The 14,277-nt window shown below is 63.5% G+C and carries 12 protein-coding genes; 4 read left to right on the top strand and 8 right to left on the bottom strand.

Features of this window, described 5'->3' with window-relative positions; translation table 11 throughout:
- Nucleotides 1–49: 49 nt before the first annotated feature.
- The 3 genes from F759_RS0100705 (at nucleotide 50) to F759_RS0100695 (ending at nucleotide 4,276) form a co-directional block, all read left to right on the top strand.
- The gene (locus F759_RS0100705) at nucleotides 50–2,167 is read left to right on the top strand and encodes a sigma-54-dependent Fis family transcriptional regulator (RefSeq protein WP_027798146.1); all 2,118 of its coding nucleotides are present in this window, start codon (nucleotides 50–52) and stop codon (nucleotides 2,165–2,167) included.
- Nucleotides 2,164–2,742, top strand: coding sequence for a flavoprotein (locus tag F759_RS0100700; protein ID WP_027798145.1), 579 nt, complete (start codon nucleotides 2,164–2,166; stop codon nucleotides 2,740–2,742). Before F759_RS0100705 ends, F759_RS0100700 begins: the two co-directional genes overlap by 4 nt.
- A gap of 151 nt (nucleotides 2,743–2,893) precedes the next feature.
- The gene (locus F759_RS0100695) at nucleotides 2,894–4,276 is read left to right on the top strand and encodes a DUF6513 domain-containing protein (protein ID WP_027798144.1); all 1,383 of its coding nucleotides are present in this window, start codon (nucleotides 2,894–2,896) and stop codon (nucleotides 4,274–4,276) included.
- 25 nt (nucleotides 4,277–4,301) lie between these two features.
- Here the strand turns inward: F759_RS0100695 and rpe are convergent, their stop codons facing one another.
- From rpe to F759_RS0100655, 8 genes are all read right to left on the bottom strand, one after another.
- Complete coding sequence (gene rpe, locus F759_RS0100690; RefSeq protein WP_027798143.1) at nucleotides 4,302–5,015, bottom strand: ribulose-phosphate 3-epimerase; 714 nt, start codon at nucleotides 5,013–5,015, stop codon at nucleotides 4,302–4,304.
- Between the two features lie 14 nt (nucleotides 5,016–5,029).
- Nucleotides 5,030–6,067 (bottom strand): class II fructose-bisphosphate aldolase, encoded by a 1,038-nt coding sequence (gene fba / locus F759_RS0100685; protein ID WP_027798142.1) that lies wholly within the window; start codon nucleotides 6,065–6,067, stop codon nucleotides 5,030–5,032.
- A 110-nt stretch (nucleotides 6,068–6,177) separates the two neighbouring features.
- Nucleotides 6,178–8,238, bottom strand: coding sequence for a transketolase (gene tkt / locus F759_RS0100680; protein ID WP_027798141.1), 2,061 nt, complete (start codon nucleotides 8,236–8,238; stop codon nucleotides 6,178–6,180).
- Nucleotides 8,239–8,297: 59 nt separating this feature from the next.
- Entirely contained in the window at nucleotides 8,298–9,170 is an 873-nt protein-coding gene (locus tag F759_RS0100675; protein WP_027798140.1) for a phosphoribulokinase, read from the bottom strand.
- 63 nt (nucleotides 9,171–9,233) lie between these two features.
- Nucleotides 9,234–10,349, bottom strand: a complete 1,116-nt coding sequence (locus tag F759_RS0100670; protein WP_027798139.1) for a class 1 fructose-bisphosphatase — start codon at nucleotides 10,347–10,349, stop codon at nucleotides 9,234–9,236.
- 25 nt (nucleotides 10,350–10,374) lie between these two features.
- The gene (gene cbbX, locus F759_RS0100665) at nucleotides 10,375–11,460 is read right to left on the bottom strand and encodes a CbbX protein (protein WP_027798138.1); all 1,086 of its coding nucleotides are present in this window, start codon (nucleotides 11,458–11,460) and stop codon (nucleotides 10,375–10,377) included.
- A 69-nt stretch (nucleotides 11,461–11,529) separates the two neighbouring features.
- Nucleotides 11,530–11,958 carry a ribulose bisphosphate carboxylase small subunit gene (locus F759_RS0100660; RefSeq protein WP_027798137.1) on the bottom strand — a complete coding sequence of 143 codons (429 nt, stop codon included), beginning with the start codon at nucleotides 11,956–11,958 and terminating at the stop codon, nucleotides 11,530–11,532.
- Between the two features lie 109 nt (nucleotides 11,959–12,067).
- Complete coding sequence (locus F759_RS0100655; RefSeq protein WP_027798136.1) at nucleotides 12,068–13,567, bottom strand: ribulose-bisphosphate carboxylase large subunit; 1,500 nt, start codon at nucleotides 13,565–13,567, stop codon at nucleotides 12,068–12,070.
- A gap of 556 nt (nucleotides 13,568–14,123) precedes the next feature.
- On the opposite strand from F759_RS0100655, the gene pqqA reads away from it, so the two are divergent.
- Nucleotides 14,124–14,198, top strand: a complete 75-nt coding sequence (gene pqqA, locus F759_RS44765) for a pyrroloquinoline quinone precursor peptide PqqA (protein ID WP_013342881.1) — start codon at nucleotides 14,124–14,126, stop codon at nucleotides 14,196–14,198.
- Nucleotides 14,199–14,277 lie beyond the last annotated feature (79 nt).

Here is a 14,277-nt window from a genome sequence, read left to right as displayed (position 1 = left end):
GCCAGGCAACACCCAGCGCACATGAATTGCCGCAACGGAGACAAACCCCATGTCGTTGCTCGCTGACAGCTCCATGCACGTCCGTGAAATCCTCAACGTCGTCAATCATCAACTGGCGACGCGTCCGACGAGCGAACCCGTCGCTCAATCGTGGGCGCGCTGCGTCAACGAATTTCAGCTCGATCCGTCCCGCTTCGTCACGCCGCCGATCCTGACGGAGTACGAATTAAGCTCTCGCCGCGAGGCCCTGGGCGATCTGATCGCGTGTTCGAAGCTCGAAATGACCACGCTCTATCAACAGCTGGCCGATCCCGAACTCGCGGTGGTGCTGGTCGACTCGGGCGGCGTGATCGTCCATCAGGTTTCGTCGGTGCCTTTCGCGGAAGCGGTCGCCTCCGACGGCTTCCGCGTCGGCGCCATGTGGAGCGAGCGCGAAGCCGGCACCAACGGAATGGGCACCTGTCTCGCCGAGCGCGACTGCATCGCCGTCTGCCAGCACGAGCACTTCTATCCGCGTTATACGTCGCTCACCTGCTCCGCCGCGCCGATTTTCGACGACAGCGGCGAGATCGCCGGCGTGCTCGATGTGACGAGCCGCTCGAAACTGTTGCAGCAACACTCGCTGGTGCTCGTCGGCATGTCGCGGCAGATGATCGAAAACCGTCTGCTCGACGCGCGCTACCGGCACGCGAACATGATCCACTTTCACAGCCGCCCGGAATTCGTCGGCACGCTGCATGGCGGCAAACTCGCGGTAGCAGACGACAGCACCGTGCTCGCCGCGAACCGCAGCGCACTTTTCCAGCTCGGCTTCCGCTCGCTCGGCGAACTGCGCGGTCGGCGTATCGAGGAGGCGTTCAACGCATCGCTCGAAGACATGATCGCGCGCAGCATTCGCGGCTCGTTCCATCCTGTGACCGTGTACAGCGCGAACGCGACGAACCGTTTCTTCCTCGTCGCGCAGACCGCGCAAAATGCGGCGGGACGCGGCACGCGGGTCGCGGTGACGGCGCCCGTTCAACGCGTGAGCGCGCCCGAAAAGCGTCCGCCGCCGGCCCGGCTCGACGAGATCGCGCATCTGGAGTTCGGCGACCCGCGTATGGCCTCGCAGATCCAGCTCGGCGCGCGCGTGGTCCAACGCAAGATCCCGATCATCCTTAGAGGACAAACGGGAACCGGCAAGGAAGTGTTCGCACAGGCGCTGCACAGCATCAGTCCGCATTCGTCGGGGCCGTTCGTGCCGGTCAATTGCGCGTCGCTGCCGGAGAACCTCATCGAAAGCGAACTGTTCGGCTATCGTGCCGGTGCTTTCACCGGCGCACAGCGCGAAGGACGCCGCGGCAAGATCGTGCAGGCCAACGGCGGCACGCTGTTTCTCGACGAAATCGGCGACATGCCGCTCGCATTGCAGGCGCGGCTTCTGCGGGTGATCGAGGAGCACGAGGTCACGCCGCTCGGCGCGGAAACCACCGTCAAGGTCAATTTCCAGCTGATCAGCGCGAGCCACCGCAATCTGCTCGAACTGGTGCACAGCGGGCAATTCCGCGAGGATCTCTACTACCGGCTGAAGGGCGTCGAGCTGAATCTGCCGCCGCTCGCGGAGCGCGTCGACAAGCTGCCGCTGATTCATCATCTGCTCGAGGCCGAGACGGACGACGATCCACCGGAACTGACAAAGGAAGCCGAGCAGGCGCTGTTGAGCTATGCGTGGCCTGGCAACATCCGTCAGTTACGCCATGTGTTGCAGATGGCGATTGCGCTATGCGACGGACAACCTATCCGCTGCGAGGACCTGCCCGTGGAAGTCACGCAGCGCGAGCCGCACATTGCGGTGCCAGCCGCGCCGCAAGCAGTGGCGCAGCCGGTGCCGCATCAGGATGACGCCGCCGACCTGTCCGCGCTGAACGCAATCCAGCTGAATGAACGCGAGACCGTGCTTGCGATGCTCGAGGACAATCGCTGGAACGTCAGCAATGTGGCCAAGGCACTCGGCATCAGCCGCAACACGCTGTACCGCAAGATGCGCCGGCTGCAAATCCGTCTGTCGCACGACGGCTCGGGACAGGACGGCTCGGAGCCGGAAGACGCGATCGACGAGTCGGCATCGGACGCAGGGGCATCCGACGGACTGCCGGGCGACGCATCGCCGCACGCTCACACCGCATGACCCAGGCGCCCGCTCGCAAACTCGCGGACTTCAAGCCCGATTCGCGCTTCGCGTGGTGCGTGACCGGCTCGGGCCATCTGCTCGAAGAGTCGATCGAGCTCGCGCTCGCGTTGCCGCGAACCGACCTTTTTCTATCCGCTGCCGCGGAAGAAGTACTGCCGCTTTACGGCTGGAAGCTGCCCAGACTGCGTGAGCGCTTCAACGTGTTCCGCGACAAAAGCGCGAGCGGTGTGCCGGTCGGCATGCTGTATCACGGCATGTATCACACTGTCATCATCGCGCCGGCCACCAGCAACACCGTGGCGAAATGCGCGTTCGGCATCTCCGATACGCTGCCGACCAACATGTACGCTCAGGCCGGCAAGCAATGCATTCCGGGCATCGTCTTTGCATGCGACACGGAGCCGACCGTGGTCACGCAAAGCCCGAACGAATGGGTCGAATTGCGGCCGCGGTCGATCGAACTCGACAACGTGGAGCGCCTGTCGCGCTTCGAGCACACAACGGTCGTCCGCTCGCTCGATGAACTGAAGACAGCGCTCGACCAACGTGTAGCAGCGCTTGAACTGGCATGAACGGCCCTTGTGCTCTCTACGGTCGCCGCGCCCAACGAGCACGCCTCGGGCAGTGCGGCGCGTACTGATATGAAACAGTCCCCACGGTCTCTGCGCTCGCTGCCGCCCAACGGGGCGTCGGGATGCTTCGGCCGGCCCGGCGCGTACTGACATGGAGCATATCGTCTTCCTGACTGGCCGGCTCGCCGAAAGGAGCCTGCTCCGCGTGCTCGAAAGCATGGCGCCCTCGCCGTTCAGTTGGGAGATTCGCGAGATCGGCTTGCAGGTCGCCGCGCTGATGACCGCCGACATGATCCGCCGCCGCGTGGCCACTCCGCTCGCGGCGCAGCGCGTGATCGTGCCGGGGCGCTGCCGTGGCGATCTCGCAGCGTTGACCGAACACTTCGGCGTGCCGTTCGAGCGCGGCCCGGAAGAAGTGAAAGACCTGCCGCAATTCTTCGGCCGCGAGGCGAAGCCGATCGACCTCTCGCGTTACGAGACCGAGATTTTTGCGGAGATCGTCGACGCGCCGCGCCTCGATCTCGACGGCATTGCCGCGCGTGCCCGCGATTATGCGGCGCAGGGCGCGGACGTGATCGACATCGGCTGCCTGCCGGAAACGCCGTTTCCGCATCTCGAAGACGCAGTGCGCCGGTTGAAGGCCGAAGGTTATCGTGTGAGTGTCGATTCAATGCACACCGACGAATTGCTGCGCGGCGGCCGCGCGGGCGCCGATTACCTGATGAGCCTGAACCTCGATACGCTGTGGATCGCGGACGAAGTGCCGTCCACGCCGATCCTCGTCGCACGCGACCCGCGCGACCCGGCTTCGCTCGACGCAGCCATCGAGCTTTTCAACGCGCGCGGCCGCGCGTTTCTCGCCGACCCGATTCTCGACCCGATCCCGTTCGGTCTCGCGACGTCGATCGCACGCTATGTGGGGCTGCGCGAACGCTATCCGGATGTGGCCATCATGATGGGCATCGGCAACGTGACCGAGCTGACCGAAGCGGACACGAGCGGCATCAACGCCATCCTGCTGGGCATGGCGGCAGAGCTTCGCGTGAGCGCGGTGCTGACCACCTCCGTGAGCCTGCACGCGCGCCGTGCCGTGCGCGAAGCCGATGTCGCGCGCCGCGTGATGCATGCCGCCCGTGAAGCACAGGTGCTGCCGAAGGGTATCGACGGCGATCTCGCGACCGTCCATGCGAAGCGCCCTTTCCCATACAGTCCCGCTGAAATCGACGAGTTCGCGCGCGACGTGCGCGACCCTAACTTCCGCGTGCAGGTGAGCGCCGAGGGCATTCATGTCTACAACCGCGACGGACATCTTCGTGGCGGCGATCCGTTTCAGTTCTATCCAGACCTTCGTATGGAAGCGGACGGCGGGCATGCGTTCTATATGGGCGTGCAGCTTGCCCGCGCCGAGATTGCGTGGCGGCTCGGCAAGCGCTTCGACCAGGACCAGCCGCTCGACTGGGGCTGTGCAGTCGAGCGGCCGGAGCAGGATCTGTCGGCGTGGTGCGCGCCCGGCGAGACGATGAAAAAGCGTTAAAGCGCTCCAAAGCGGCGGCGCCCATTCAGCGCGCTTCTGCGAGCGCGCCTTCGCTGACTTCGTCCACCTTCGCGAGTTCGCCGCGCATTTCGCCGATGGCCCGCGCATAGTCGTCGGCGCCGAACACGGCCGAGCCGGCCACGAACACATCAGCGCCCGCCTCCGCGATCCGCGCGATATTCGACGCCTTCACGCCGCCATCCACCTCGATCAGCAAGGGGCGGCCCGTGCGCTGCATGGTTGCGTCGACGCGTTCGCGCAACGCACGCAGCTTCGCGAGCGTCTCCGGAATAAAAGCCTGGCCGCCGAAGCCGGGATTCACCGACATCACCACCACCACGTCGAGCCGCTCGATCACATGATCGAGCAGCGCGAGCGGCGTGGCGGGATTGAGAGCAAGTCCCGCGCGCGCGCCGTGCGTCTTGATCAGTTCGATGGTCCGGTGCACATGCAGCGACGCCTCGGGATGAAAGCTGATCGTGTTCGCGCCCGCCTCCGCAAAACTCACGACGAGCGGATCGACGGGTAGGGTCATCAGATGCACGTCGATCGGCACGCGCGTATGCGGCCGGATTGCCGCGCACACGAGCGGCCCGACCGTGAGATTCGGCACGTAATGGTTGTCCATCACGTCGAGATGAATCCAGTCCGCGCCAGCTGCGGTGACGTCGCCAATCTCATCGGCAAGACGCGCAAAGTCGGCCGACAGCAGCGAAGGAGCAATCAGAAAATCACGCATGGTTTTCTCCTTGCTCAGTGATAGCGGCGCGCCATCGCTTCGAGCGGCAACGGCTTGATGCGCGGCGCCTGCCCCGCACAGCCGAACGCCTCGAAACGCTCGACGCAGACGGCGCGCGCAGCCGCCGTCGCCGCCTTCAACGCGGCGCGCGGATCGAATTCGGCGCGCGCATTGGCCATCGACTTGCGCATTGCGCCGCTCATCGCGAGCCGGATGTCGGTGTCGATGTTGACTTTGCGCACACCGTGCGCAATTCCGCGCCGAATTTCCTCGACCGGCACGCCGTAGGTGGTGGGAATCTCGCCGCCGTATTCGCGGATTATCGCGAGCCACTCCTGCGGCACCGACGACGAACCATGCATCACGAGATGCGTGTTCGGAATCCGTTCGTGAATCTCCACGATCCGGTCGATAGCGAGAATATCGCCGGTCGGCTGGCGGCTGAATTTGTACGCGCCATGCGACGTGCCGATCGCAATCGCCAATGCGTCGACGCCGGTCGAGTCGACGAAAATCTGCGCCTCGCGCGGATCGGTGAGCAGATCGTCGCGTGTCAGTTGCCCTTGCGCGCCAACGCCGTCCTCCTCGCCCGCCGTGCCGGTTTCCAGCGACCCGAGGCAACCGAGTTCGCCTTCGACGGAAACGCCTACGGCATGCGCCGCGTCCACTACCCTTCGGCTTACGTCGACGTTGTAGTCATAGGTCGCTGGCGTTTTCTGATCGGGAAGCAGGGAGCCGTCCATCATCACCGATGTAAAGCCGGAACGGATCGCCTGCTGACAAACCGCCGGACTCGCGCCGTGATCCTGATGCAGCACGAGCGGAATGTCCGGATGCGCTTCGAGCGCGGCCAGCACTAGATGGCGCAGATACGGCTCGCCCGCATATTTGCGCGCGCCCGCTGAAGCTTGCAAGATCACCGGGCTCGCAGTCTCCTCGGCAGCCTGCATGATCGCGTGAATCTGCTCCATGTTGTTGACGTTGAACGCGGGCACGCCGTAACCGTGCTCGGCCGCGTGGTCCAATAGTTGACGCAGTGCTATGAAGGCCATTGCAAACTCCTCGAAGACGAATCGGATTGTGTTGTGCCGCCGTTGTGTCACTGCTCGGTCACCGTTGCGCACTTTTATGCCGCTTCATGCCGCTTCCGCCGAACAGAAACTCATGCCGCGCGTTGCGTGACTCGTCGCGCTTCGTCCGCCACGGCCTGCGCAGTCAGCCTGAAATGATCGAACAGCGCGGCTGCGGGCGCGGATTCCCCAAAGGTGTCGATACCCACCACGCCGCCTTCCAGGCCCACGTACTGACGCCAGAACGCGCGCACGCCTGCTTCGACCGCAACGCGCGGCAAGCCCGGCGGCAGCACTGCATCGCGCCAGGTGTCCGGCTGCCGGTCGAACACGCTGGTCGACGGCATCGACACGACACGCGCAGCAATACCCAATGCAGCGAGCGGCGTAAGCGCGTCGAGCGCAAGCGAAACTTCGGATCCCGTAGCAATCAATATCACCCGAGCTTGCGTGGCCGCAGATGCGGGTGCTGCAGCATCCGGCCAGTCGCGCAGCACATAACCGCCCCGCTCTATCGCGTCGATCTGCTCGCCGTCGCGCGTGACGAACGGCAGATTCTGGCGGCTCAGCAGCAGGCATGACGGGCCCTCGCGTTCAATCGCGCTGGCCCATGCACGCGCGGTCTCCACGGTGTCGCACGGACGCCAGACGTCGAGCCCGGGAATCAGCCGCAAGCTCGCTGCATGCTCGACCGATTGATGCGTCGGACCGTCTTCGCCGAGGCCGATCGAATCGTGCGTGAACACGAAGATGGAGCGCGTCTTCATCAGCGCGGCCATCCGTAGCGCGTTGCGCGAATAGTCGGAAAAAGTGAGGAACGTGCCGCCGAACGCAATGTGCCCGCGATGCAGCGCGATCCCGTTGATCGCCGCGCTCATGCCGAATTCGCGCACGCCATAGTGCAGATAATTGCCGCCGTGCAGGCCGGTGTCGTTCGCGTGAATATCGACGGCGGCTTGCCAGTTGGTGAGGTTCGACCCGGTCAGATCGGCCGAGCCGCCCAGCAATTCGGGCAATGCGCGCGCGAGCACGGCGATGGTCTGCTGCGAAGCCTTGCGCGTCGCGATGGATTGCGCGGCGCTGTCGGCGTCGCGCAGCATCGCGCGAACCGCATCGCGCCAGTGCACGGGCAACGCGCCTCGCGTCCTGCGCTCGAATTCCGCAGCCTCATGCGGATAGTGCTGGCGGTAGACTTCGAAGCGGCGCTTCCAGTCGGCCTCTGCCGCCTCGCCGCGCCCGCTCGCATCCCACTGCGCGCGGACTTCTTCGGGGATGGAGAACGGCGGATGCGGCCAGCCCAGCGCGCGCCGCGTATTCGCAACCTCCTCGGCGCCGAGCGGCGCGCCGTGCACATCGTGCGTACCCGCTTTTGCCGGCGAACCTTTGCCGATCACCGTGCGGCAGCAGATCAGTGTCGGCTTGCCAGCCGCGCGCGCGTCATGCAACGCGAGGTCGACCGCGTCGGCGTCGTGGCCGTCCACGTCGCGCACCACGTGCCAGCCGTACGCGGCGAAACGCGCGGGCGTGTCGTCGCTGAACCACTGCGCGACATGACCGTCGATGGAAATGCCGTTATCGTCGTAAAGCACCGTGAGCTTGCCGAGCTTCAGCGTGCCCGCGAGTGACGCCGCCTCGTGCGAGATGCCTTCCATCAGGCAGCCGTCGCCGGCAAACACATACGTGCGGTGATCGACGATTGCATGACCGGGCCGGTTGAATTCTCGTGCGAGCAGCGCTTCGGCGAGCGCCATGCCGATCGCGTTGGCGAGCCCCTGGCCGAGCGGGCCTGTCGTAGTTTCGACGCCCGGCGTCACGCCGACTTCGGGATGTCCCGGCGTCTTGCTATGCAATTGACGGAAGCGTTTGAGCTCGTCGATCGGAAGATCGTAGCCCGTGAGATGCAGCAGCCCGTATAACAGCATCGAGCCGTGTCCGTTCGACAGCACGAAGCGGTCTCGGTCAGGCCACGCCGGATTGCGCGGATTGTGTTTCAGATGCCGGTCCCACAGCGCGACGGCGATTTCCGCCATCCCGAGCGGCATGCCGGGGTGGCCCGACTTCGCCGCTTCGACGGCGTCGATCGCGAGGATGCGCAACGCGTCGGCCATCACGCGGGTTTCAGGTAATGCAATCGATTCTGCGACGGCACTCATCGAATCTCTCCTTCGAAACTGAAAGCAGGTGTCCCACTTCAACCTCGTGCGTCAAACACTCAGGCCCGCGAGCGCCGGTCGATCAGTTGCAGAATCATCGGCGTGAAGATCAGTTGCATCGCGAGACCCATCTTGCCGCCTGGCACGACGATCACGTTCGGGCGCGACATGAAGGAGTCGTGCAGCATCGTCAGCAGATACTGGAAATCGATGCCTTTAGGCCGCGCAAAGCGGATCACGACGAAGCTCTCATCGGGCTGAGGAATCTCGCGCGCGATAAACGGGTTCGACGTATCCACGGTCGGCACGCGCTGAAAATTCACATGCGTGCGGGAAAACTGCGGGCAGATGTAATTCACGTAGTCCGGCATGCGCCGCAAGATCGTATCGACCACAGCTTCGTGCGAGTAACCGCGCATGGTCTGATCGCGATGCAGCTTCTGGATCCATTCGAGGTTGATGATCGGCACCACGCCGATCAGCAGATCAGCATGCCGCGCGATGTCGATACGCTCGGTCACCGCCGCACCGTGCAGCCCTTCGTAGAACATCAGATCGGTGTCCGGCGTCACGTCTTCCCACGGCGTGAAGGTGCCGGCATCCTGTTTGTAGAGCCGCGTTTCGGTTTCGTCGTGAACGTAGTGGCGAAACTTGCCGGTGCCGCTCTCTCCATAGCTCGCGAACAGCGTCTCCAGTTCTTCCAGCAGATTCGCTTCCGGTCCGAAATGGCTGAAGTTCGGCACGCCGTCGCGCTCGTGCTGCTTCATCGCTTCGCGCATGCCGTTGCGGTCGTAACGATGAAACGCGTCACCTTCCACGATCTGCGCGTTGATCTTCTCGCGCCGGAAAATATGGGTGAAGCTCTTCATCACGGTCGTGGTGCCGGCGCCGCTCGAACCGGTCACCGCGATAATCGGGTGTTTGACTGACATGCGCTTGTCTCCGGATAGTGGTGTTGTATTCGGCCGCTTTTTGCGAGGCCGGGCTTCTTGCACTTACGCGGTGAAACCCGGCAGAAAAAGCGAGCGTCGGCCAAAGAGCGGCGACGTGAAGGGTTGATCTTCGCCACGGTCGTATTCGCCGTGATAGCGGCCAATGCGCTCCACTTCGTTGCGCGAACCGAGAATCACGGGCACGCGGCCATGCAGCGCACGCGGCACGACGTCGAGAATGCGCTCGCGGCCCGTGATCGAAAGACCGCCCGCCTGCTCGATGAGAAAACTCATCGGGTTGGCTTCATACAGGAGACGCAGGCGTCCTTCCATGACCGGCGTTTTCGAGTCGCGCGGATACATGAACACGCCGCCGCGCATCAGGATGCGATGCACCTCCGCCACCATCGAGGCGATCCAGCGCATGTTGAAATCCTCCGCACGGCAGCCGGTGCGCCCGTCCTTGCACTCCTGCACGTAGCGGCGCACGGGCGGCTCCCAGAAGCGTTCGTTCGACGCGTTGATCGCGAATTCAGCCGTGTTTTCCGGAATGCGGATGTTCGAATGCGTGAGAACGAAATTGCCGATCTCACGCTCGAGCGTGAAGCCATGCGTGCCGTTGCCGACCGACAACACCAGCATGGTCGAAGGACCGTAGATCGCGTAGCCCGCCGCGACCTGCTCGCGGCCCGGCCGCAGAAACGCGGATTCGCCGACCGGTCGGTCTGCGCCAGCCGAACGATCATCCACATTGCGCAGCACCGAAAAGATCGAACCGACCACGCCGTTGATGTCGATGTTCGATGAGCCGTCGAGCGGGTCGAACGCGAGCAGATAGTCGCCGCGCGGATAGCCTTGCGGAATCGTGTAGACGCTCTCCATTTCCTCGGAGGCCATCGCGGCTAGCAGCCCGTCCCACTCGCATTGCTGCACGAAGATTTCGTTGGTGGCGACGTCGAGCTTCTTCTGCTCCTCGCCATGTGTATTGATACTCTGCGCCGACCCGTAATTGCCGCCGAGCGCGCCCTTGGTCAGCATCGCCGAAATCGACTTGATGGCTGCGGCTACATCGATCAGCAGCGCGGAGAGGCCGGCGTTTTGCGCCGTTGCCGCCGCACAGGGCTGGCGGTCGAGGGTGTCGATCAGAAACTTTGAAAGGGTCGTGCGTCCGTCTTGCATGGCGATCTCCTGAGGTTGTTCTGTTTCAGCCTGGCGGCGACGTCGTGGCGGCCCGCGGTGCATCCGCGCCGGACGCATGAAAGGACGTGGGCGGCTCGGCGCCTGGTGCAAGCGGTTCGGCGAATACACGGCTCGCACGAATGTCCTCGGTGGCGATCAGTGTCAGCGCGGGCGCGTCGATGGGCGCGCCGCCTTGCATCGCCGCTGCAAAAAGACGATTGGCCTGGCGCAGCCGCGAGCGATCGAGCGCGTTACGCACCGAACGCGCATTGGCGAAGTTCGGCTGACGGGTGCGCAGTGCGAGGTAGTCAGCGAAAGCGCGCCGCGAATCGGCGTCGAAGCGGTAATGCATCGTCGCAAGCATGCGTTCCGCGATATCGAGCAGTTCCGCGTCGCCGTAATCGGGAAACGTAATGTGATGAGCAATGCGCGAGCGAAACCCCGGATTGCTCTCGAAGAACACTTCCATCCGCGACGCGTAACCGGCGAGTATCACCACCAGATCGTCGCGCTGGTTTTCCATTGTCTGAAGCAGTATCTCTATGGCTTCCTGACCATAGTCGCGCTCGTTTTCCGGGCGATAAAGGTAATACGCTTCGTCGATGAACAGCACGCCGCCCATTGCGCGCTTGAGCACGTCGCGCGTTTTCGGTGCGGTATGGCCGATGTACTGGCCCACCAGATCGTCGCGCGTCACCGAGACGAGATGATTGCGGCGGATGTAGCCCAGCCGATGCAGCACCTCGGCCATGCGTAATGCGACCGTCGTCTTGCCGGTGCCGGGATTGCCGGAGAAGCACATATGCAGTGTCGGCGCGCCGCTCGCGAGACCGAGCGATTCGCGCGCCCGCTCGACGAGCAGATGCGCGGCGATCTCGCGAATGCGCGTCTTGACCGGCACGAGACCGACGAGATCGCGGTCGAGTTCCGCGAGGACGTCGCCGATGCCCGAATCGCGATAAAGCGCGGCGAGGTCGATATGCGGCGGCAGCGCCGGGTTTTCGCGCTGCGCGGCGGCGCCGTTCGTTACATCGTTCGTTACATCGTTCGTTACATCGCTCGTTGTTGCGGACGATGGGGCGTCAACGTCAATGGCGGCAGCTTCGGTCATGCTCTTTCCTCCGATCGTTACGTGTGCTCGGCGCTTCGTGGTGTTCCGCGGCGCCTGGTTGGCACCGTCTCAGCGCGTGGACCCGTAGCGCTCGCCCGAAGGCCGGTCGCTTGCGTAGCCCGACAACCCATAGCGCTGCACACGTCCCGGCCCATCCTCACGCGTGAGCCGGAAACCCGGCTCGTCGTCCGGCCGGTTGACGATAAACGACAGCCGCATCGTCTCGAAGCCGCGCACCGAGTCGAACGCGTTGACCTTGATGTAGTGCTGCGGCCGCGCCGCGCGGCACGCCTTCACCTCCTGGAGCACGCCCGCTGCGTCGTGCAGATCGAACATCGGCAGGCCCCACATTTCCCAGTACGTATTGCGCGGATGCGGATCGTCGGTGAATTCGACGGAGCAGGCCCAGCCCTGACCCAGCGCATAGTCGATCTGCAAACTGATCTCTTCGTCGGTCAATTCCGGCAGGAAAGAAAAGGTGCCTTGTGTAATACGCATGACGTACCTCGCGATTGATTGACTGCAACGTTCAAACGGCGCACACGGTCTCCCGCGCAGTGCGTCTGCACTGCTGCGAACCTGCACCGGGAATCTTTCGATGCGCCGCTTAGGCCGCGGTCGGCGTGGCGGCGAAATCGGGCGAATCGGTCGACGCGTAGTTGAAGCTCACGTCGCGCCAGGTGTCGAGCGCCTGCTTCAGCGGCCCGCACCAGCGCGCCGCGGCTTCCAGAATGTCGGGCCCTTCCTGACGAATGTCGCGTCCTTCGTTGCGCGCCTTCACCATCGCCTCGAGCGCGACGCGATTGGCCACGGCGCCCGCCTGAATGCCGCCCGGATGCCCGATGGTGCCGCCGCCGAACTGCAAGATTGCGTCGTCGCCGAACAGGTCGAGCAACTGATGCATCTGTCCCGCGTGAATGCCGCCCGAGGCCACCGGCATTACCTTGCGCAAGCCGGCCCACGGCTGATCGAAGAAAATGCCGCGCGACAGGTCGACTTCGTTGTGCGCCTCGCGGCACACGTTGTAAAAGCCCTGCACGGTCAGCGGATCGCCTTCGAGCTTGCCCACCGCCGTGCCTGCATGCGCGTGATCGACGCCCGCCATGCGCAGCCACTTCGCGATTACGCGAAACGAAATGCCGTGATTGCGCTGACGCGTGTAGGTGCTGTGTCCCGCACGATGCAGGTGCAGAATCATGTCGTTCTTGCGTGCCCAGCGCGACATCGACTGAATTGCGGTCCAGCCGATCACGAGGTCGATCATCACGATGCATGAACCCAGTTCCTTCGCGAATTCGGCGCGCTCATACATATCCTCCATCGTGCCGGCCGTCACGTTCAGGTAATGACCTTTGACTTCGCCGGTTTCAGCTTGCGCGCGGTTCACCGCTTCCATCGAAAACAGAAAACGGTCGCGCCAATGCATGAAAGCCTGCGAGTTGATGTTCTCGTCGTCTTTCAGAAAATCGAGGCCGCCGCGCAACCCTTCGTATACGACGCGGCCATAGTTCTTGCCCGACAAGCCGAGCTTGGGCTTGACGGTTGCGCCAAGCAAAGGCCGCCCATACTTGTCGAGCCGCTCGCGCTCGACGACGATTCCGGTCGGCGGTCCCTGGAAGGTCTTCAGATAAGCAACAGGTATGCGCATGTCTTCGAGCCGAAGCGCTTTCAGCGGTTTGAAGCCGAACACATTGCCGATGATCGACGCCGTCAGGTTCGCGATGGAGCCTTCTTCGAACAGATCGAGTTCATAGGCGATGTACGCGAAGTACTGCGGTTCGGCCGCGTTCGACGCGGGCACCGGATCGACGCGATACGCTTTTGCCCGGTACATGTCGCACGCCGTCAGCCGGTCGGTCCACACCACGGTCCACGTCGCCGTCGACGATTCACCTGCTACTGCCGCCGCCGCTTCCTCCGGTTCGACGCCCGGTTGCGGCGTGATGCGAAAAAGGGCGATCACGTCGGTGTCTTTCGGCGTGTAATCCGGTTGCCAGTAGCCCATCTCGCGATACTTCATGACGCCCGCGGCATAGCGCTCGCGAGCATTGCCCGCATCGCGCGGCTTGTGGAGGGACTCGATCACCGGTTGACTGAAATCGTTCATGACGTATCCTCGATTGTGGACAGGCGCGCTGCCGGAAGAACGAAGCGCTTGAGTGCACTGTATGCAAGGACGTCATCGATGAGAATTCACGATTTTATTTGGCAGACTTAATCGATCCGTTATCGATCGCACATCGTGGAGCGCGGTTTCGGGTGGTGCGCTCGGAGCGCTCGTCGTGCATTCGCCTGGATGTTCAGTCCGGTGTAAGCAATCAGCCTTTGTATGGAACCCTGGATACGAGCGCGAAGTAGAGCTCGCCGCCCGCGTGGACGTCAGTCGTAACTGACACGCGCAACATGGTCTTTCATGCGTGGTGGAACACTTTGCTGCATTATCGGAACAGTGCGGCGCGCACGACGCAGATGCGGCGTTCATGCAGCGCGCGCAATTTCCGCCGCCGCTATTCGGCGAACGCTGTATTGCGGCGCGGCGTAGGCTGCTCCAGCCCTCGTTGCCGCTCCGGCACGGAGCTTGCGTAGTCGATCACGCCAATGCAGTCCGGCAACGTGTCGGGCCGACGGCGCAACGCTGTATCAACCGATGGAGGAAGCACCTTATGCAATGGACGACTCCGAGCTACACCGATATGCGTTTTGGTTTCGAAATCACGATGTATATCGCTACGCGTTAAAGCCCGCATGGGCCGCGTAATGCGGCCCCTCTGCGGATCGATTGTTAATCGTTAGCTGAATGGGCGGCCTAGAGCGCTG

Source organism: Paraburkholderia dilworthii (genome assembly GCF_000472525.1).
GTDB classification, from domain to species: Bacteria; Pseudomonadota; Gammaproteobacteria; order Burkholderiales; family Burkholderiaceae; genus Paraburkholderia; species Paraburkholderia dilworthii.
Note: the sequence above shows the minus strand (reverse complement) of the source record. Positions and strands in the feature narration are given on the sequence as shown.